The sequence below is a fragment of the Humibacter antri genome, from assembly GCF_054777235.1.
Genome location: NZ_BAAHAW010000038.1, coordinates 42905 through 61677, shown reverse-complemented (window position 1 = coordinate 61677; position 18773 = coordinate 42905). Strand labels below are relative to the sequence as shown.

The window sequence follows — 18773 nt, the reverse complement described above, 5'->3', positions numbered from 1 at the left end:
CGTGTCGCAGAGCGTGAAGCGGGCAGCAGGCATCCTCGACTCCATCGCGGCCCAGCCGAAGACGGTGGCGCAGCTGGCGGAGGAGTTCGGCATTCACCGCACGACGATGTTCCGCGAACTGCAGACGCTCGAGCAGGTGGGCTTCGCACGCCGTCGGCGCGACGGCACGTTCGCGCCGGCCTTCCGCCTGGCGGTGCTCGGCGCGGCGTCGCTGGAGAGCCTCGACCTTCGCGAAGCGGCCCACAGTGCCGTACGTCGGCTGCACCGTGCGGTCGGTGACACCGTTCATGTGGCCGCGCTGGTCGACGACGAGATCGTGTACGTCGACAAGGTCGAGGATGCCGGCCGCGTACGTCTGTACTCCCGCGTCGGGTCGCCGGTGAGGCCGCAGTGCAGCGCGCTGGGCAAGGCGATCCTCGCCGGGCTACCGGTCACCCGCCGCGACGACGTGCTCGCCGCAGTGGAATGGCGCCGCTACACCGAGCGCACCATCACGATGCGCGCAGCACTGGATGCGGAACTCGAGCGGGTGGCCCGCCAGGGTTGGGCGGCGGACGACGGCGAGTTCGAGGCCGTCGTGAACTGCGTCGCCGTTCCGATCACGAGTTCCGCGGGCGTGGTCGGCGCGTTGTCGCTCACCGCACTCCGTGTCGTGCACGACCTCGGCCAACTCGAGACACGACTGCCGCTCCTCCGCGAGACCGCTGGCCGCATCTCGCGCGAACTCGGGTAGCCGCGGGCGGGCATCCGCAGACCTCTTGACCTGTCGACCGAATACATCTCAGAAAGGGAATGTCACTATGACGAAGACCGCGATCCGCACCACGAACGCCCCGCAGCCCGCCGGGCCCTACAGCCAGGGCATCGTGGCGAACGGATTCCTGTACACGGCCGGGTTCGGACCGCAGGATCCGGCGAACGGGGGAGCGGTGCCGAACGGTGTCGCCGAGCAGACCAGGCAGGTGCTCCGCAACGTGAGCGCGGTTCTGGCCGAGCGCGGCCTGACGCTGAACGATTGCGTGAAGACCACCGTTCACCTGGCGGATCTCGCCGACTTCGCCGAGTTCAACGAGGCGTATCGCGAGTTCTTCACCGAGCCGTATCCCGTTCGCACCACTGTGGGGTCGCAGCTGGCGAACATCCTGGTCGAGATCGACGTGGTGGCGGTGCTGCCGTAGTGCAGCCGGAAGCACAACGGGCGTGAGAACCTCAGCCCGTCACCGGCCCGTAGAGTGCTCGCCTGCTCCTCGTCGTCATCGCCCAGTACCGGTCACCGTATGACCAGTGCCACCACTCGGTCGGATAGTTCACGAGGCCCGCGCTCGTGAGCACCTCGACGAGGAGCTGCCTGTTGGCCGTCGCCTCGGACGTCAGGCCGGCAGCGGCGGTGAAGCAGGCACCGGCCGACACCTCAGGGGTCGCATCGACGGCGCTGCCGAGGTCGAGTTCGCGTCCGTTCTCGTCGCTCAGGGTCAGATCGATCGCAGCCCCGCTCGGATGTGGCGCGACCTCAGGCGGCGACACGAACCTCGCCGTGAGCGTCGACAGCGTTTCGTCACTGACATCGGGGTTCTCCGATCGGAGGTGCTCACGGTAATGGCGGTAGTAGTGAAGCTGAAGCGCAGGAGGCCGGAAACCCTCCACGCCGAGGAACCGGATGCCGGTCGGCAGTTCCCGGCTCGCTTGCTCGATGCGGTCGGCAACGCCTTGGCGCACGCACGAGAGTCGTGGGTTCGTCGCCCGCTTCCGGTCGGAGAACGAAACGACGCCGACACCTTCGAGGTCTACCAGTGGTTCGCCCAGGTCGACGACGCCGAAATCTTTCACGCGCGGGTCGTTCATGAGTATGAGCGGTGGCATTCGAACAGGGTACGTGCTCGTTCCGGGCACGTTTGATACCAGCCAGGGTATCATTGGCATGTGCTGCCGATTACAGATGTTTCCGACGCCGGGCGGATGCTGCGCGATGCCCGACTGGATGCCGCGCTGACCCAGCGTGGCCTCGCCGAATTGTCCGGGGTGCAGCAGAGTCATATCGCTGCGATCGAATCCGGCAAACGCGCCGTCTCGGCCGAACTGCTCACGCGGCTCCTGCGTGCCGCCGGCTACCGGCCCTCCTTGCCGCTCGAGCGCGAGGCCGATCGGATCGTGGGTCTCGCAGCTGAGCGGGGCCTCGGCAACGTGCGGGTCTTCGGCTCCGCGGTGCGCGGAGAAGACGGCTTCGACAGTGACGTCGACCTGCTGGTCGACATCGAGAACGCCGAGGTGCCGTTCGGCCTCCCGAGCTTCGTCAGTCGAGCAGAGGAGGTGCTTCGGTTTCCCGTCGACGTGGTCGTCGATCGGGAAGGGGGATTCGCCGACCGGGTCAGGGCCGAGGCTGTCACGCTGTGAGTGACGTCTCACAGGGAGGGAAAAACAGGTTCTCACGAAGCGGTCGGCAGCCGGTCGAGGCTCGAGCCGAACGGAGTGCAGACGCGCTCTTCGATGATGAGCTAGGCAAGGTGCTCACGCGACTCCACTCGGTTTCGCAGTCAGACCCGGCACAGTTCTTCGACGGCTCGGCCACTTTCGATCACGCAAGTCTCGCCGTCCTTCGCCTGGCGGCGATGCTCGAAGACACCAGCCCGTTCGAGCGCCACTTTCGCGACATGGACGACGATTCCCGGCGCGGGATCATCACCACTCGCAACATCATCAGTCACGCAGGCTACGGCTCCTTGGACGAGAGCGTCTTCTGGAAGACCGTCACCGTCGACATTCCGCGCGCGCTGGCCCGACTCGGGCTGTATCACACCGAATAGGCCTGACGCCGACCGCATCCAGCGTCGGTGACGGCTTCCGCGGCGCGGTCAAGGCCTGCCGCAAGCAGGGACGCGCTGGGTACTGTGCAAGCATCCGCTCCAATCGAGCACGGCAGGGGGATGCGCACGTGGGCGAACGGCAGTTCGAGCTCTCCGACGAACGACGAATGGGCATCACCATGCTCGGCAACCCGTTTGCCACACGTTGGGTGATGTTCTGCCATCCCGGGCCAGGGGCGGGCGGATTCGATCCCGACCCGATCGTGACCGCGACCTGCTCTGCCGAGTTCGTCTCGTTCGATCGGCCAGGGTACGGGTCGTCCGACCCATGGATCGTGCCACCGCAGCCATCGCCGCAGCGCTGGGCGCTCGACGTTCAGGAGTTTCTGCAGGCCTGCCGTGGCGATGCGGAATCGATCGGACACCTCGCCTACCGCGACCTGGCCGTGCTGGGCTGGCGCGAAGGATGCATCTTCGCGGCCGCACTAGCGGCAGCGCTGGGCGACCAGGTATCGGCCGTCGCCTTCGTCGAGCCGATGACGCTCAGCCAGGCTGCTCGGTCACTCGCTGAGCGTGACGTGTGGGACGTCGACAGACTCGTGCCGGAGATCGACAGTGACGACGCGTCCGCGTTCGCGGGGCTTCGCTCCCGACTGGAACGGATGCTCGACATCGCGCGCGGGCAGGGCGCGGCCGGTCTCGACGCGGATCGTGCCGCTGTCAAGCAGCAGGTGCTCGACGAAAGCCTGCAGGCGATCGACGCGCCCGCGTTCATCCTCACCACCACCTCGAAGGAGCGGAAGTCTGCGGCACGCCGATACCAGAAGCGCCTACCCGATGCGCGGACCGTGCTGACGGACGCCACCGTGCCGATCGTCGAGCACTGGTCACGACTCGTCGAGCACCTCGGAGGAAACTTGTAGCGACTCGGCCGAACACTGTGCGGGGCGGAGCGGATGTCGCAGTGGCGAGACCGTACGCCGACGGTCAGCGATGGCGCGCTCCTGGACAACTCGCGCATCGTGCGGCGACGCAGAATGGGCGCAAGGCCGTGTCGTGGATGCATTAATTGCTGTTTGACACGTGTTGGCATGTCGTGATGAAGGAGACATCGATGTCGTTGACCGCACCGAGTGAGGAAAGTGCGCATCCCGGGAGCGAGCGAGCGTTGACGGCCGAAGAGACCGTGCTGCTCGAGCGTGTTCAGGCGCCGCAGGGGCAGGGGCGCGAGATTCTGGATGCTGCGACGAGGGAGGTTCTGGGTCGTGCGCCTGTGCGGACGGTTGCCGATCTGGACGACGCTGTCGCCCGCGCGAAGGCTGCGCAGCCGGCGTGGGACGGCCTCGGCCATCAGAGGCGTTCGGAGGTGCTTCTGGCCGTGGCGGACGCGATCGACGCGAATGCGGAGCCGCTTGCGCGCATTCTCTCTCGTGAGCAGGGCAAGCCGTTGAGTGGGCCGAATGCTCGTTTCGAGCTTGGTGCGTGTTCGGCGTGGTTGCGTAGTGCGGCCACGACTGTGTTGGAGCCGGAGGTGCTTGTCGATGATGGGCAGACGCACGCGGAACTGCATTACCGTGCGTTGGGTGTGGTCGGGGCGATCGGTCCGTGGAACTGGCCGTTGATGATCGCGATCTGGCAGATCGCGCCTAGTCTGCGTATGGGCAACACGGTGGTCATCAAGCCGAGCGAGTACACCCCGTTGAGTGTGTTGGCGATGATCTCGGTGATGAACGAGGTGCTTCCGCCTGACGTGCTCATCGGCATCTCGGGCGACCGGGAGGTGGGTGCGCGTTTGGCGTCGCATCCGGATGTCGACAAGGTGATGTTCACCGGTTCGACCGCCACCGGGCGCAGGATCATCGAGAGTTCGGCCGGCAACATTGCCCGGCTGACGCTGGAGTTGGGTGGCAACGATGCCGGGGTCGTGCTGCCGAGTGCGGATCCGCAGGCGATCGCGCAGGACTTGTTCTGGGGTGCGTTCATCAACACCGGTCAGACGTGTGCCGCGCTGAAGCGGTTGTATGTGCACGAGTCCATTTACGATCAGGTGATCGAGGCGTTGAAGGGTGTGGCCGAGCAGACGCCGATGGGTGTGGGGCTCGATGAGGTCAACGTGCTCGGGCCGTTGCAGAACAAGCAGCAGTTCGACATCGTGAACCGGCTGGTCGAGGATGCCAGGGCGCACGGCGCACGGATCGTCACCGGCGGCGCGCCCGCCCCGGAGCTCGGGGAGTTGTTCTACCCGATCACGTTGGTCGCCGATGTGAGCGACGGTACCGCGATCGTCGACGAGGAGCAGTTCGGTCCGGTGTTGCCGGTGATCAAGTACTCCGATGTGGACGATGCCGTCGCCCGGGCCAACCGACTGGATGTGGGGCTGGGCGGTTCCGTGTGGGGTGATCCGGTTCAGGCGCGCGCGGTCGCGGCGCGCATCCAGTCCGGAACGGTGTGGATCAACTCGCACGGCGGGCTGCACCCGGCGGTTCCGTTCGGTGGTGTGAAGAACTCGGGCTACGGGCTGGAGTTCGGCGCTGCCGGGCTGAAGGCCGTGGCCGCCACTCAGGTGATCAGCGGTTAGCGTCGTGAGTACTTCAACGGCCTCGGTGATCGTTGTCGGCGCAGGATCGTCCGGCTGCGTCCTCGCCAGAAGACTCGCAGACGCCGGCCTTCACCTGACACTCCTGGAAGCCGGCGGCGAAGACACGAACCCTGCCATCCACGATCCGAGCCGCGCGGGCGAGCTGTGGCACGGGCCGGAGGACTGGGACTACCGCACCGTACCGCAGGAGCATGCGGCCGGGCGCCGCCTGCACTTGCCGCGAGGAAAGGTGCTCGGCGGGTCGCACGCGCTGAACGCCATGATCTGGGTGCGCGGTGCGCGCAGCGACTACGACGGATGGGCAGCGCAAGGCTGCACGGGATGGGCGTGGGGCGACGTGCTGCCGGTGTACCGGAGCATCGAGGCGTTCTCGAGCGGGACGCCCGGTGCGCACGCTGACTCAGGCCAGCGTGGGGAATCGGGTCTGCGCGGTGACGAAGGCCTGCGCGGTGACGAAGGCCTGTGCGGTGACGAAGGCCTGCGCGCAGACTCCGAGTTGCGGGGAACTGACGGCCCGCTTCCGGTGACGGATGCCTATCCGCTCGCGCCGATTCAGGCATCCATCATGCAGGCGGCGCTCGAGGACGGGCTCGAGCGTAACCCGGACTATAACGGCGAGCGGCTCGACGGCGTCTCACAGGAGCAGGTCACGATGCAGGACGGCCGTCGTGTGAACACCTGGATGGTGTACCTGAAGCCGGTGCGCGACCGCGTGGATCTGCGCACCGGATGCCATGTGCGCTCGGTCATCGTCGAGAACGGCCGCGCGGTCGGAGTTCGGTACCGCCGGGCTGGCGACCCACTGAACGGCGCCCTGCACGAGTTGCGGGCCGACGAGGTGGTGCTGGCCGCCGGTGCGCTGGACTCGCCGGCCATCTTGCTGCGGTCGGGCATCGGTGCGGCGGAGCACCTGGATCCGCTCGGCATCGATGTCGTGCACGACCTGCCCGGCGTAGGTGAGAACCTGCACGACCATCTGCTGTCGCCCGTGGTCTTCCGCACCACGAAGAAGAAGGTGGGACCGCCTCAGCCCGGCGTCTCGGTGACACAGACGCACCTGTTCTGGCGGTCGCGGCCGGAGCTCGACGAACCGGACACGCAGCCCATCCACTTCTCCGTTCCGATGTACGGCGAAGACCTCGAACCGGTGGGCGACGACGGGTTCTCACTGATGGCGGGCATCGTGCGGCCGGCCAGTCGCGGATCGCTCCGGTTGACCGGACCCGGTCTCGATGACCCTGTGCAGATCGACCTGAACGCGCTTGCGGAGCCCGACGACGTGGTATCCCTCGTCGCCTCGGTGAGGCAATGCCGCTCGATCGGCTCGCGCCCCGCCCTCGCAGAGGAGTGGGGAGCCGTCGAGGAGTACCCGGGGCAGGAGGTCTCCGACGACGACATCGAAGACTACGTGCGCCGCACCGCCATCACCTACCACCACCAGGTCGGCACGTGCCGCATGGGAGTGGACGCCGACGCGGTCGTCGACCCACGGCTACGCGTACACGGCGTCGCCGGCCTTCGCGTGACGGATGCCTCGATCATGCCCCGCATCACCACAGGCAACACGAACGCGCCGGCCGTGCTCATCGGCGAGCAGGGCGCGCGGTTCCTGCTGGAGGAGCTCGACCCCCCGCGATGATCACGACTGCGCCGACGCATCGCACGTGAACTTCCGGCCGGAGGTGTCGCTATCCAGTCGAATAGCGACATCTTCGGCCACCAACTCGCACGCTCACGCGATAAGAAGGGCGAGCGCGGGAGCTCCCGCGGAGGTTCGACACCCCGCCCGACCGCTGCAGCGTAGCCGTTTGAGGCGCGCTGGCCCCTCGATCACCGGGGGTCTGCCTCGAGCATCGCGAATACGGCGTCTGTCACAGTTCGCGCTGTGATCGTCGGCACACCTGCACTCGTCGTCGGCACACCGGCCGACGTGATCCAGGCGGTGCGTAGACCGACTGCTGCACCGCCGGCGACGTCGTGTTCGAGGCTGTCGCCGACCATCCAGCCACGGAGAGAGCAGCCGAGTCGTTCGGCGAGCGCACGGAAGATCGCGGGGTCGGGCTTGCGGAACCCCGCTTCTTCCGAGATGACCCAGCCGTCGACGAGAGCCGCGAGCCCGGTGGCGCGAATCTTGCCTTCCTGGTTCTGCACCGACCCGTTGGTGAGAACGCCGATGGTCCAGCCTTCAGCACGGAGACCGCGAAGGGCGGCTTTGTCGGCGTCGGTGCATTGCACGAGGTCGGGCATCCGTCGGCGGTAAGCCGCAAGCAGGTCTGCGCCGCGAAGAGGCAACGACCGTGCCGCGACGAGCCTGTCGAACGCAGCATCCTTCGGCCCGCGTTCGCTCAGCGCCGATGCGATGCCTTCTGCCGCGTCGAGGGGCAGGCACCATTGCGCAATAAGCTCCTCGCTCCACTCCCGTGCCGCACGAGCTTGATCTACCAGCGTGCCGTCGAGGTCGAACGCGGCGAGAGCCATGCGTCGAGGATACGAGCACTTCTGGCCTCGTGACGTGAAAGCAGGACCGGCATGGCGTGCTCCTGGTGGGGTTTCGGAGGTGCGGGTCAGCGCAGGGCGCCTACGTGGAACACAAGCCCGAATCCGCACACGCGCAGCGGTGCTGTCGGTTGTCACGTCGTGTCAGGAGGCCGTGTACACCCGCCGTCCGGCGAACCAGGTCTCGAGCACCCGGGCGTCGATGATCTTGTCGGGGTCTTCGCCGATCGCGTCGCGGTCGAGGATGACGAAGTCGGCCGACTTGCCGGGCTCCAGGGAGCCGGTCTCGTCGTCCAGACCCATCGCGCGGGCCGCGTTGATCGTGAAGACATCCAACGCCTCATCGGCGGTGATCGCCTGCTCCGGCCAGAGCACTCCGGGCGCACGACGAAGCGGGTCGGCCCGGGTGATCAGGCCTTGCATGCCCTCCAGCGGATTCGGCGACTCCGACACCGGCCAGTCCGATCCGCCGGCGACCAGCACGCCGGCGTCGATGAGCGACCGGTTCGGCTGCAGGTGCTCGGCACGCTCAGCGCCCAGCACGTCTGCGAGCGCCTCGGGGATCACGCCGGGGAACCAGACGAACGGCGAGATGTCCGCGATCACGCCGAGGAGCGCCATGCGCGGGATGTCCGCCTCGGCCAGGAACTGCCCGTGCGCGATCTGCACCGGAATCGTGTAGCCCTCCGCCCGGAGTCGCTCGACCACGTCGAGCAGCAGGTGCGCCGAGCCGTCGCCCGTGCAGTGCACCTTCGCGCCGAGGCCGCGCTCGGCGACGCGATGCAACCATCCGTAGAGCTCGTCCGCGTCCATGGTGGTGGTGCCGTGGAAGTGCGCGCCGTGCGCGGCATCCGGCAGGTAGGGGGCGAGGAACGACGCCGTGCGCGCCGGCGGCACGCCGTCGAGGAAGATCTTCACGAAGTCGGGTCGGTGGTGTCGCGTGCGGAAGCGCTCGCCCGTCGCCACGAGTGGTTCGCCGACCGGGTCGTAGCCGAAGATCTCATCGTTGATCGTGAGACTCGACACCACCCACGCGTCGAGTTCGCCTGCGGAGTCGAGTGAGTGCAGGGCGGCGAGGATGTCCGCCGACACGGCGGCATCCTGAAACGCTGTCACTCCGAACGCGTTCAGCAGTTCCACACCGCGTTGCGACGATCGGCGGTGCTGCTCCGGCGTCAGGCCGCCGGTGCGGGCGAACGCCTCCTCGACCGGAATGCCCGCAGCCTCCAGCAGGATGCCGGTCGGCTCGCCGTCGACCTCGTCCAGCGGCGTCACGCCGCCCTCCGGCAGCGCTCCCTTGCGGATGCCCGCCAATTCGAGCGCAGCCGTGTTCGCCCAGCGGTTATGCCTGCTGTCTTCGACGATGACGACCGGACGGCCGCCGGATGCCGCATCCAGTCTCCTGCGCGCCGCGGAGCTGTTCAACTCGGGCATCATCGTGCTCGGGTAGGCGCTGCCGACGATCCAGGCATCCGCGGGCAGGTCGGCAGCATGCTCGCGGACGCGGTCGAGGATCTGGTCGAGCGTGAGTGTCGGCTTCAGCGTCAACTCGTACAGGTCGGCACGGCCGGCCTGCGTGTGGTGATTGTGCACGTCGACGAAGCCCGGGTACACCGCGGCTCCGCCGAGATCACGCACCTCGGTGACGTCGTCGCTGTGTGCAAGCACCTGCTCGGCAGTGCCGACCGCGAGCACACGGCCGTCGGCGAATGCGATCGCCTCGGCCACGGTGCGACGCCCGTCCGCGATGCGCACGGTGCCGCCGGTGAGGATGAGGTCTGCCCCGGCTCTCGCGTCGCCCGCGTCACGGCCGATCGTCGAGCCCTCCGCTGCCGCCACGGTTCAGCGCTCCGGCTGCAGCGCCGGGTCGTACTCGGCCGGGTGCACCGTGTTGGAGAGCAGACGCCCGAACGCGCCGAACGTGAAGTGCGTCTGGCCCGTGCCGGCCTCGTCGACGCCGAACAGCACGCCGTGCGAGCGCAGCGACCGCTGGTCGCGGTGGTCGGCGATGGTCACCGATCCACACGGGATCACCTTCTCCCGCCAGGCGAACACATAGATGCCGGGGCGGATGCGCCACGTCGTCTGCTCGTCGGTGTCGGCGAGACCCTGCTCGGGGCCGGCCAGGCACTGCCAGGAGTACCAGTGCGGCGACAGGTACACGTGCTCGTACGCATGCTGCGACGAGTACACCCACAGTGCACGGCGCCCGATCAGCTCGTTCGTGGGCGACGGTGCCTCGCCGGTCTGCGCCATGCCCTCGATGCGGGCGGGCGCGAAGTGCTGCTGCACGGCGGTGCGCCCCGGTGCGGCTTCTCCGATGACGCTGAGGATGGCCAGCGCGTGTCCGCCGCGCAGGTCCAGCACGAGCGACACGGCCTCGTTCGGCAGGTAGTCGTGGTGGAACTGCGCGTAGTACAACTCGTCGTCCACGCGGATCACCTCGCAGGCATCCGTCTGCGCCGCCGCTTCTGTGGGATCGCCCTGGCCCGGCTCGTACACCCATGACACCGTGCCGGCGCCGAACGTGTGCGAGATACGGGTACCCCGCTCGTCGACGACAGTGACCGTGCGGCCCTCGAGGTCGCTCGACGGCTTGGCCTTGTTGGCGTCGAAGCCCGGGGCGAGGCCGTCGAGCGGTAGCCAGGTCGTGGTGTCGGAGAGGTTGGTGGTCATGGATGCTCCTTCCGGGTGGTCGGGGACGCCTGGTCGGTCGCGGCGCGGCCCGTGATGACGCGAGGGGTTGATGCGGTGCGAGAACTCACAGACCGGGCACGGGGTCTTTGTGCTGGTCGGCGGCGTGCACGTTGAACTTCTCGATGTCGGTGGCGAGTGCGTCGTACACCTTCGGCTTGCGGCTGCGCAGGTACGCGCCGTAGATCGTGCCGCCGATGATCGCCAGCACCAGCAGCAGCGGCAGCATCAGGATGAAGATGTTGTCGCTTCCGGCGACGATGTTGAAGTTGAAGACGGCCAGTAGCACGATCGACAGCAGTCCGAGGAATCCGAGTCCGGGTGCGATGAACGTGCTCCACCAGCGCGGGTCGCGCTGCCTGCGGAACCACACGACGATCGAGAGCGCCGCCAGGGCCTGCAGGATGAGCACCGCCAGTGTGCCGAACCCGAGCATCGCCGGAACGAGCGTGGCGATCGGGCTCAGCCCGGCCAGAGCGAACAGTCCTGCGATGATCGCGCCGAACAGCGCCTGGACCAGTCCGGCGATGGCGGGGGCGCCGTTGCTCCGGGTGCGGGCGAGTGCGTTGGGCAGAATGCGCGCGCGCCCCATCGAGTACAGGTACCGCGTCGCGGAGTTGTGGAACGCGAGCATCGCGGCGAACAGGCTCACCAGCAGCAGGATCTCGGCGATGATCATCATCGGCTCGCCCAGGTACTCGTGGATGAGCGAGAACAGCAAGTCTCCGGCATCCAGATGCTTGAGGGAGGCGTTCTGCGCCTGCGCGACACCGGTCGCGCTCACGAGCGCCCATGTCGTGACGCCCAGGATGATGCCGATCGCGATGATCGCCGAGTACGTCGCCCGCGGGATGGTCTTCAGCGGGCGCCTGGCCTCTTCGCTGAACAGCGCGGTCGCCTCGAACCCGAGGAACCCTGTCGCGGCCAGCAACAGACCGATCGGCAGCGACCCGGAGAACACGGCGGCCGGGCCGAACGCCGAGACGTCGAAGCCGGTGCGCACGAGCACGGAGATGTCGAAGACGACGAGCATGAGAGTCTCGAGCACGAGGGAGACGCCGAGCACCTTGGAGCTGAAGTCCACTCCCCGCCTGGCCATCACGAAGCACACGGCGATCGACAGCAGACCCCACACGTACCAGTGCATGTCGAAGCCGGTGAGCTGAGCGATGACCGTCTGCATGAAGAAGCCGCTCGTGCCGATCGTGCCGACGACGAAGAAGTTGTAGCCGAGCGTGGCGATCAGGCCCGCGATGAGACCGCCGGTGCGGCCGAGGCCCTTCACGACGAAGGCGTAGAACCCGCCGGCGTTCGCCAGCTGCTTCGACATCTGCGCGTAGCCGACGGCGAACAGCAGCAGGATGACCGCCACGATGAAGAACGACGCCGGCGCGCCCCCGCCGTTGCCGAGAGCGATGGCGAGGGATGCCACCACGACGATGCCGGTCAGCGGTGCGACCGCCGCCAGCACGAGGAAGACGATGCCGAAGACGCCGAGCGAGTTGCTCTTGAGTGTCGTGTTCGTCGGGTTGTCTGACACGAACGGCTCCTTTGCCTAGTGGAGATGCTGAGGATTGTTGCTGAGGGCGGATGCTGGTGGGCGTCGCCCGGATCCAGCGCGCGGCGACACAGGACGATGTCGTCCCACCGTGCCATTCTGCGTTCGTCGAGGGGCCGCGCTGTTGGCCCTGAGCGCACGACGATAGCGCTCTAGTGCAGACCCGGCCGCAGCCCGCGTGACGCCGCGGACGTTCTCGATGGAAGATGACCGGCATGGACCTGAGACTCGGTGGACGGCGGGCGCTCGTCACCGGCGCGGCCGGCGGCATCGGCAGCGCGACGGCACGGGCGCTCGTGGCCGAGGGTGTGTCGGTGGCACTGATCGACCGCGAGGCGCCGGAGCCGCAAGCCTCCGCGTTGCGCGCCGCAGGATGCCATGCCGTCGCGCTCGCCGCAGATGCTGCTGACGAGTCGCAGGTGGCATCCGCGGTGGCCGCCGCTGCGCACCGGCTCGGCGGCCTCGATCTCGTGATCGGCTGCGCGGGTGTCTCCGGCCCGGTCGGCACCAGCCTGGTCGGCACGACGCAGGATGCTTGGGAGCGCGTGTTCGCCGTCAACGTCACGGGCGCGTTCCTGCTGCTCAAGCACGCATTGCCCGAGCTGCGCGATGGCACCGAGCCGGCCGCGGTGTTCGTGGCCAGCGACTCGGCGCTGGTGGCGGCGGGCGGGATGGCCGCGTACTGCGCGTCGAAGGCGGCGCTTCTGCAGCTGGTGCGGGCGGCATCCGTCGAGGAGGATCGCGTGCGGATCACCGCGGTATGCCCGTCGATCGTGGACACCCCGATGAGCAGGGGCGACCTGGGGCTGTCGCACGGATTCGACGGGACAGGCTATCCCGTGCAGACCGCGGACGACGTGGCTGCCGAGATTCTCTTCCTCGCCTCGCCGCGCGCCAGGGCCGTCGACGCCACGGGACTCGTCAGCGACTTCGGCTACACCGCCCGTTCGAGCTTTCCGGCGTAAGGCCGGCATTCATCCTGTCGGCGCAGGGCCGGCATCCAAAGATCCTGGAGCATCGAAGCTCCTTGACGAGAGGGAGAAGCGCAAGATGGCACAATTCGCCGGAGCCGGCGTCGCGGGCAAGGTCGTCGTGATCACGGGAGGCGGAACCGGAATCGGTGCGTCGATCGCCGAGCGGTTCAGCGCCGAGGGCGCCAACGTGGTGGTCGTCGGGCGCAGGCTCGCTCCGCTCGAGGAGGTCGCCGCGGCCACCGGAGCCGTTCCGCTGGTCGCGGACGCCGCCGATTCCGCGGCCGCATCCGGGGTGGTGCGCGACGTTCTCGCCCGCTTCGGACGCCTCGACGTGCTCGTCGCCAACGCCGGCGGTCATGGTTTCGCGCCGGTGGGGGAGACGGATGATGCGGGCTGGGAGCAGGCGCTGCGCGCCAACCTCACGACCGCCTTCACGATGGCGCGCGAATGCCTTCCGGCGCTCATGGAGGCCAAGGGGCAGATCGTGATCGTGTCGTCGCTGGCCGGCCTGTTCGCCGGGCCGTCCGTCGCCGGGTACACCGTGGGAAAGCACGCCCTCATCGGGCTCACCCGCACGCTGGCTCGCGACTACGGACGCTCCGGCGTGCGCGTGAACGCGGTGTGCCCTGGATGGGTGCAGACGCCGATGGCCGACGCGGAGATGGACGAGTTCGCCGAGCACGCGCCCGACCTCACCTGCCGAGAAGACGGCTACGCCGCCGTCACCGCGGATGTGCCGCTCGGCCGGCCGGCGCAACCCGCGGAGATCGCCGCGATCGTGCGCTTCCTCGGCTCGGCTGAGTCGTCGTACATGACCGGCGCCGTGCTGGTGGCCGACGGCGGAGCTCACATCGTGGATGTTCCCACGCTGGCCTTCGACCACGCCGGCATGTAGCGGGGTCGCCTCACGAGTGCGGGCATGCTCCCGCGCGGTGGGCGCAGGCCATGCGCGGCATCACGCACGAAGCCCGCTATGCCCTTCCCGGCTTCCAGCCGAGCTGAAGGAGGAGGCCGAGGTCGTCGCGCACTGCGCGATGGGCGACGATCCGCCCGTTCGCGGTGTGGAAGATGTGCACCTGCTTCTGGGCGAAGGCACGGCCGGTGGGTTCGATGCCGTGGAACACGCCGGTGTGCTGCCCCGACATGATGCTCGCAGCGATGACGGTGTCGCCGTCGACGGCGATCTCCTGGGGTTGGAACCTCAGATTCGAGAACGAGTTCCGCAGCCAGGTTCCGGTGGCGAGGAAGCCCTCGGGGCCGAGTTCCCGCCGTTCGGTGTCTCCCGGATCATCCTCCGCCTCGTGATTGACGAAAGCGGGCGAGATGATGCGTGCCGCTTCCTCGACGTCACCGGTCTCGATGAGTCGGAATGACGCGAGAGCGAGATTCTTGAGGTTCTGTGTCGTCGTCATGACGGCTCCTTCGGTGTGGCGGAATCATCGGAGCCGCCGGGGGCGCCGAGTCCTGCGATACGTTCCCGGACGGCGTGGTGCCAGGCGATCTCCGCGCGCAGCCGGGTGATCGAGTGCGCGAAGAGGTCTCGGTCGCGATCGTCGAGATAGTCCCCGGCCGCGCCCTGCTGGTGCTCGAGTCGATCGATCTGCATCTCGAGCGCGCGAACGCGGTCGTCGATGATCGTCAGCAGCTCGTCGCCGGGCACGTCGTCGGCGACCGAGAGTCCGAGATCGAACGGGTCGGCCGGCAGCTCCACCGTGCGCAGAAACTCGTCCCGGAGAACATGCAACTCGCGGCGGCCCTCCTCGGTGACCGTATAGATCGTGCGTTCGGGCAGCAGCCCTTCTCGCTCGGTACGCACCGGCTCGACGAGGCCTTCGCCGTTCATCCGGCGCAGTGTCGAGTAGATCGAGCCGATCCCGACGTCGGTCCACAGTTCTGTGCGCCCGATCTTGGCCTCACGACGCAGTTCGTGCCCGTGCGCCTGCCCCCGCCGGACGAGTTCGGCAAGCAGGAACAGACGGGTCGAATCGCCGCGTTTCATAGCGACTAGTATACACAGACTAGTATCTGTCGAACGGGTAACGGATCCCCAGGAACGCGGCGTCTCTGGTGCCCGGGCCGAAGGGACGCACCGACCGTCGCGGTTCGAGGCGGTTGCCGCCGGCACTCGGCCGCGCAGCGGTCCACCCGTTCAGCGCGCGCCTTCGGTTGTTACGAGGCCGACGGTGAAGCGGTCGTGCCGAGGTACGCCTCGTGCAGCAGCTGCGGGGCATCGCGCAGTCGCAACGCGTCGCCCTGGTAGGTGACCCGGCCGCCCGAGACTACGAGCGCCTCGCCGGCCAGCCCGAGCGCCATGCTGGTGAACTGCTCGACGAGCAGAACACCGACTCCGGCCTGCGCGATCGTCGTCACCATCGGCAGGAGCCGGGTGAACACCACCGGCGCCAGCCCCAGCGACATCTCGTCGATGAGCAGGAACCGGGGCTGCGCCGCGAACGCCCGTGCGAGCACCACCATCTGCTGCTCCCCGCCCGAGAGCAGAGCGGTCGGGGAGTCCCAGCGCTTCTCCAGCTCGGGAAAGTGCTCGAGCGCGGTCCGGGCACGGGCATCCGTTCCGGCCGTCAGCACGAGGTTCTCGCGCACGGTCAGCGACGGGAAGACGGCCCTGCCCTGCTCGATGTGCACGATGCCGCGCCGTGCTCTCGCCACGCGGGAGAGCCTTCCGATCGGCTGGTCGTCGAGCAGGATGCTCCCGCTCGAGAACGACGTGACGCCCGAGACCGACTCGATCAGGCTGGTCTTGCCTGCGCCGTTCGGGCCCACGAGGGCGGTCACATCGCCCGGCCGCAGCGTGATGCTCACGTGCGAGATCACGGGACCGGCGCCGCGGCTCACCGTGACGTCGTCGAGCACCAGCGACCCGTGTGCGTCTCCACTGCGCGCATCGGCCATCACAACAACTCCGTTTCGCCCATGTAGGCCTTCAGAACGGCGGGGTCCGCCAGCACGTCCTCCTGCGGTCCGCTCGCGATCACCTGCCCGAAGTCGAGCACGGTGATCTCCTGACACACCGAACGCACCAGTTCGAGGTCGTGCTCGATCAGCACGACGGCGATGCCGAACCGGGCGGGCACCTGCCGGAGTCGCTCGCCGAGCGCGACGTGCTCCTCCAGTGACAGTCCCGCGGCTGGCTCGTCGAGCAGCACGATGCGGGGAGAGGCCAGCACAGCGGCCGCCACCTCGATGAGCCGCCGGGTGCCGACGTCGACGTTCAGCAGTCGCGTGCGTGCCCGCGGGCATCCGAAGAACTCCAGTGTCTCCTCGATCTGCTGCAGTGAGAGACGTCGTCGTGCGACGAACCGCACGTACGCCTCGACGGTGAGGCTGGGCGGCACGCGGTCCTGCTGGAACGTGCGTCGCAGGCCGGCGCGCGCACGCTTCGTGGGGGAGAGGCCCCGCAGATCTGCGCCCGCGAGCGTGACGGTTCCGGTGTGCTGGGGCAGAAAGCCGCTGATGGCATCCACGAACGTCGACTTGCCTGCGCCGTTCGGCCCGATCAGGCCCGTGATCGAGTTCTCGCGCACGGTAACGCTGACGCCGTCGAGCGCTTTCACGGAGCCGAACGCGACTCCGAGGTTCTGCACGACGAGCAGCGGGCCACCGATGCTCGTGCCGCCGACGCTCGGGCCGCCGACAATGGTGCCGCCGACAATGGTGCCGGCGACGCCCGTACTGCCCGTGCTCGTGCCGCCGACGACCGCGGCGCTCGGCGCCACCGAGGCATCGACGTCGTCGGCGAGTGCCGCATGCTCGCCGGCGGCCTGCACCTTCGCCTGACGCTTCCACCAGGTGTTGCGGATCGCGCCGCCGAGCGTGCTTCCGCTGGCGAGCGCCTGCACGCCGAGGGCACCGAAGATCACGAAGCCCCAGTCCTGATCGACGCCGAGTCGCTTCAAGATCTCGGGAACGGCGATCCAGAGGATGCCGCCCAGGATGGCCATGTCGATCAGGTGCGCGCCGGTCATGATTGAGAGCACGTACAGTGCCAGCGACTGGATCGGCTGGAAGCTCGACGCGAACGCGAGACCCACCTGACCGGCGATGAGGCCGCCGCTGATGCCGCCGAGCGTCGCGCTCACGGCGAACGCGGTCAGCTTCGACACGCTCACACTGGCGCCGACGGATGCCGTACCGCGTTCCGAGAACGCGACGGCCTTCCATCCGGCTCCCCAGCGTCCGTTCTGCACGAAGTAGACGACGAGCGCGCACACCGCCAGTACGAGCACGCTGAAGAAGAAGAACTGCGGGTCGGTGCTGAAGGCATCCGGTCGCAGCACGGAGTCGCCGGCCGCAGCCCCGGGGAACTGGATCTGCACGAGCGTCACGTCGGCTGCTGCCGCGAACCCGAGCGTCACGACGGCCAGGTTGACACCGCGCAGTCGCAGGGCGGGCAGGCCGATGATCACGCCGACTGCGCCGGCCGCAGCACCGCCCAGAATGAGCCAGACGACGAATCCGCCTGGTGCATTCATCACGTTCAGCCCCGAGACGACCCAGGCGCCGACGGCCGCGAAGGTGAGCTGGCAGAGCGAGATCATGCCCGCGCTTCCAGTGACGATGCCGAGGCCGAGAATGGCGATCGTGGCCACCACGACGCTGATGCCGAGGTAGACGACGTATCCGCTCAGGCTCAGGCTCAGAACGTAGCCGATGCCGACGCCGACGATGGCGACGACGAACGGCAGGGCGTACCTGACGAGCGTGCTGCGGTCAGCGCGCGGCATCCCACACCTCCTTGCGCTGCATCCACAGCAGGAATCCGACGATGACGAGGAACGGCACGAAGTTGCGCACGGCCGAGAGTGCGTCGATCTGTGCGACCACGCCGCTCAGCGCCCCGAGCCCGAGGCCGCCGATCACGGCGAGATCGAGCCTGCGGAAACCGCCGACCAGCGCGGCCGCCGCGGCCGGCACGATGAGCATGGACAGGCTCGTGGCGTCGTTGGCCTGCGACGGCGCCACGATGATGATGACCAGCGAGCTGAGGATGCCGGTGGCCGCCCACACCGCCACGCTGAGCGGCCGCGACGGAATGCCGATCAGCTCAGCGGTGATCGGACGCTCCGACAGCGCGCGCAACCTGGTGCCGGCGCCGGTGCGGCTCAGCACGAAGTACGACGCCACAGCGACCACCACCGAAAGCACCACAGTGGTGACCGTGAGCCAGCTCACCGTCACACCCGCAAGCTGGAACGCGGGGCCGGCGATGATCGGCTCGAACGGCTGCGGCTTGTTGCCGAACAGAATGAATGACAGCGAGATGAGCAGCAGCAGCGGCCCGACCGTGACGGCCGAGCGGATGCTGGTGGACGCCTCGGACAGCCAGGTCGCGACGATCCAGCCGATCGCGGCACTCAGCGCACCGCCGACGAGGATGCCCGCCACCGACGCGACCGGGATCGGCCAGCCCAGCGCACCCACCAGCCAGACGGCGCAGAACGCGCCGAACATGCCGGTGGCGGCCTGGGCGAAGTTCACCACTCGCACCAGGCGCGCCATCAGCGTGAGGCAGACGGCGAGCACCGCATAGAGTCCGCCGGAGGCGAGGCCGGCTATCGCGCCCTGCAGCATGCGGCATCCTTCCTCGCCGTCGCCGTCGCCGTCGCCGTCGCCGTCGCCGTCGCGGTCGCACA

19 protein-coding genes are annotated in these 18773 nt (G+C 68.2%); 9 read left to right on the top strand and 10 right to left on the bottom strand.

All coding sequences use genetic code 11. The annotated features are described in order from the left end of the window. Position 1: 1 nt before the first annotated feature. Both ACYVDK_RS14750 and ACYVDK_RS14745 read left to right on the top strand, forming a co-directional pair. Complete coding sequence (locus ACYVDK_RS14750; RefSeq protein WP_460523063.1) at positions 2-733, top strand: IclR family transcriptional regulator; 732 nt, start codon at positions 2-4, stop codon at positions 731-733. A gap of 67 nt (positions 734-800) precedes the next feature. Continuing rightward, positions 801-1178: a RidA family protein gene (locus ACYVDK_RS14745; RefSeq protein ID WP_460523061.1), complete on the top strand. Its 378-nt coding sequence runs from the start codon at positions 801-803 to the stop codon at positions 1176-1178. 31 nt (positions 1179-1209) lie between these two features. On the opposite strand, the gene ACYVDK_RS14740 is transcribed toward ACYVDK_RS14745, so the two are convergent. Further along, positions 1210-1860 carry a M15 family metallopeptidase gene (locus ACYVDK_RS14740; protein ID WP_460523059.1) on the bottom strand — a complete coding sequence of 217 codons (651 nt, stop codon included), beginning with the start codon at positions 1858-1860 and terminating at the stop codon, positions 1210-1212. Positions 1861-1920: 60 nt separating this feature from the next. On the opposite strand from ACYVDK_RS14740, the gene ACYVDK_RS14735 reads away from it, so the two are divergent. The 5 genes from ACYVDK_RS14735 (at position 1921) to ACYVDK_RS14715 (ending at position 7039) form a co-directional block, all read left to right on the top strand. After that, the gene (locus ACYVDK_RS14735; RefSeq protein ID WP_460523057.1) at positions 1921-2391 is read left to right on the top strand and encodes a helix-turn-helix domain-containing protein; all 471 of its coding nucleotides are present in this window, start codon (positions 1921-1923) and stop codon (positions 2389-2391) included. 215 nt (positions 2392-2606) lie between these two features. Then, on the top strand, positions 2607-2801 hold the full coding sequence (locus ACYVDK_RS14730) for a hypothetical protein (RefSeq protein ID WP_460523055.1): 195 nt from the start codon (positions 2607-2609) through the stop codon (positions 2799-2801). A gap of 128 nt (positions 2802-2929) precedes the next feature. Continuing rightward, positions 2930-3724 (top strand): alpha/beta fold hydrolase, encoded by a 795-nt coding sequence (locus ACYVDK_RS14725; protein ID WP_460523053.1) that lies wholly within the window; start codon positions 2930-2932, stop codon positions 3722-3724. A gap of 191 nt (positions 3725-3915) precedes the next feature. Further along, positions 3916-5379, top strand: coding sequence for an aldehyde dehydrogenase family protein (locus tag ACYVDK_RS14720; RefSeq protein WP_460523051.1), 1464 nt, complete (start codon positions 3916-3918; stop codon positions 5377-5379). Between the two features lie 4 nt (positions 5380-5383). Continuing rightward, a complete protein-coding gene (locus ACYVDK_RS14715; protein ID WP_460523049.1) occupies positions 5384-7039 on the top strand; it encodes a GMC family oxidoreductase in 1656 nt (551 codons plus the stop codon). 191 nt (positions 7040-7230) lie between these two features. Here ACYVDK_RS14715 and ACYVDK_RS14710 read toward each other — a convergent pair whose 3' ends face one another. From ACYVDK_RS14710 to ACYVDK_RS14695, 4 genes are all read right to left on the bottom strand, one after another. After that, positions 7231-7878 carry an HAD family hydrolase gene (locus tag ACYVDK_RS14710; RefSeq protein ID WP_460523047.1) on the bottom strand — a complete coding sequence of 216 codons (648 nt, stop codon included), beginning with the start codon at positions 7876-7878 and terminating at the stop codon, positions 7231-7233. A 162-nt stretch (positions 7879-8040) separates the two neighbouring features. Further along, positions 8041-9735, bottom strand: a complete 1695-nt coding sequence (locus ACYVDK_RS14705; RefSeq protein ID WP_460523045.1) for an amidohydrolase — start codon at positions 9733-9735, stop codon at positions 8041-8043. Between the two features lie 3 nt (positions 9736-9738). Beyond that, positions 9739-10572 carry a MoaF C-terminal domain-containing protein gene (locus ACYVDK_RS14700; RefSeq protein ID WP_460523043.1) on the bottom strand — a complete coding sequence of 278 codons (834 nt, stop codon included), beginning with the start codon at positions 10570-10572 and terminating at the stop codon, positions 9739-9741. A gap of 85 nt (positions 10573-10657) precedes the next feature. After that, on the bottom strand, positions 10658-12130 hold the full coding sequence (locus ACYVDK_RS14695) for an APC family permease (protein WP_460523041.1): 1473 nt from the start codon (positions 12128-12130) through the stop codon (positions 10658-10660). A gap of 233 nt (positions 12131-12363) precedes the next feature. Here ACYVDK_RS14695 and ACYVDK_RS14690 point away from each other — a divergent pair, with 233 nt between their 5' ends. Continuing rightward, positions 12364-13113, top strand: a complete 750-nt coding sequence (locus tag ACYVDK_RS14690) for an SDR family NAD(P)-dependent oxidoreductase (protein WP_460523039.1) — start codon at positions 12364-12366, stop codon at positions 13111-13113. An 85-nt stretch (positions 13114-13198) separates the two neighbouring features. Further along, positions 13199-14017 (top strand): SDR family NAD(P)-dependent oxidoreductase, encoded by an 819-nt coding sequence (locus ACYVDK_RS14685; protein WP_460523037.1) that lies wholly within the window; start codon positions 13199-13201, stop codon positions 14015-14017. A 76-nt stretch (positions 14018-14093) separates the two neighbouring features. Here the strand turns inward: ACYVDK_RS14685 and ACYVDK_RS14680 are convergent, their stop codons facing one another. The 5 genes from ACYVDK_RS14680 to ACYVDK_RS14660 all read right to left on the bottom strand — a co-directional run bounded on the left by ACYVDK_RS14680 (position 14094) and on the right by ACYVDK_RS14660 (position 18711). Next, positions 14094-14534 carry an ester cyclase gene (locus ACYVDK_RS14680; RefSeq protein ID WP_460523035.1) on the bottom strand — a complete coding sequence of 147 codons (441 nt, stop codon included), beginning with the start codon at positions 14532-14534 and terminating at the stop codon, positions 14094-14096. Further along, the gene (locus ACYVDK_RS14675; protein WP_460523033.1) at positions 14531-15121 is read right to left on the bottom strand and encodes a PadR family transcriptional regulator; all 591 of its coding nucleotides are present in this window, start codon (positions 15119-15121) and stop codon (positions 14531-14533) included. Before ACYVDK_RS14675 ends, ACYVDK_RS14680 begins: the two co-directional genes overlap by 4 nt. Positions 15122-15291: 170 nt before the next feature. Beyond that, positions 15292-16032: an ABC transporter ATP-binding protein gene (locus tag ACYVDK_RS14670; protein ID WP_460523031.1), complete on the bottom strand. Its 741-nt coding sequence runs from the start codon at positions 16030-16032 to the stop codon at positions 15292-15294. After that, complete coding sequence (locus ACYVDK_RS14665; protein ID WP_460523029.1) at positions 16032-17864, bottom strand: branched-chain amino acid ABC transporter ATP-binding protein/permease; 1833 nt, start codon at positions 17862-17864, stop codon at positions 16032-16034. Before ACYVDK_RS14665 ends, ACYVDK_RS14670 begins: the two co-directional genes overlap by 1 nt. Then, complete coding sequence (locus ACYVDK_RS14660; protein WP_460523027.1) at positions 17851-18711, bottom strand: branched-chain amino acid ABC transporter permease; 861 nt, start codon at positions 18709-18711, stop codon at positions 17851-17853. The genes ACYVDK_RS14665 and ACYVDK_RS14660 overlap by 14 nt, the downstream gene beginning before the upstream one ends. Between the last annotated feature and the right edge of the window lie 62 nt (positions 18712-18773).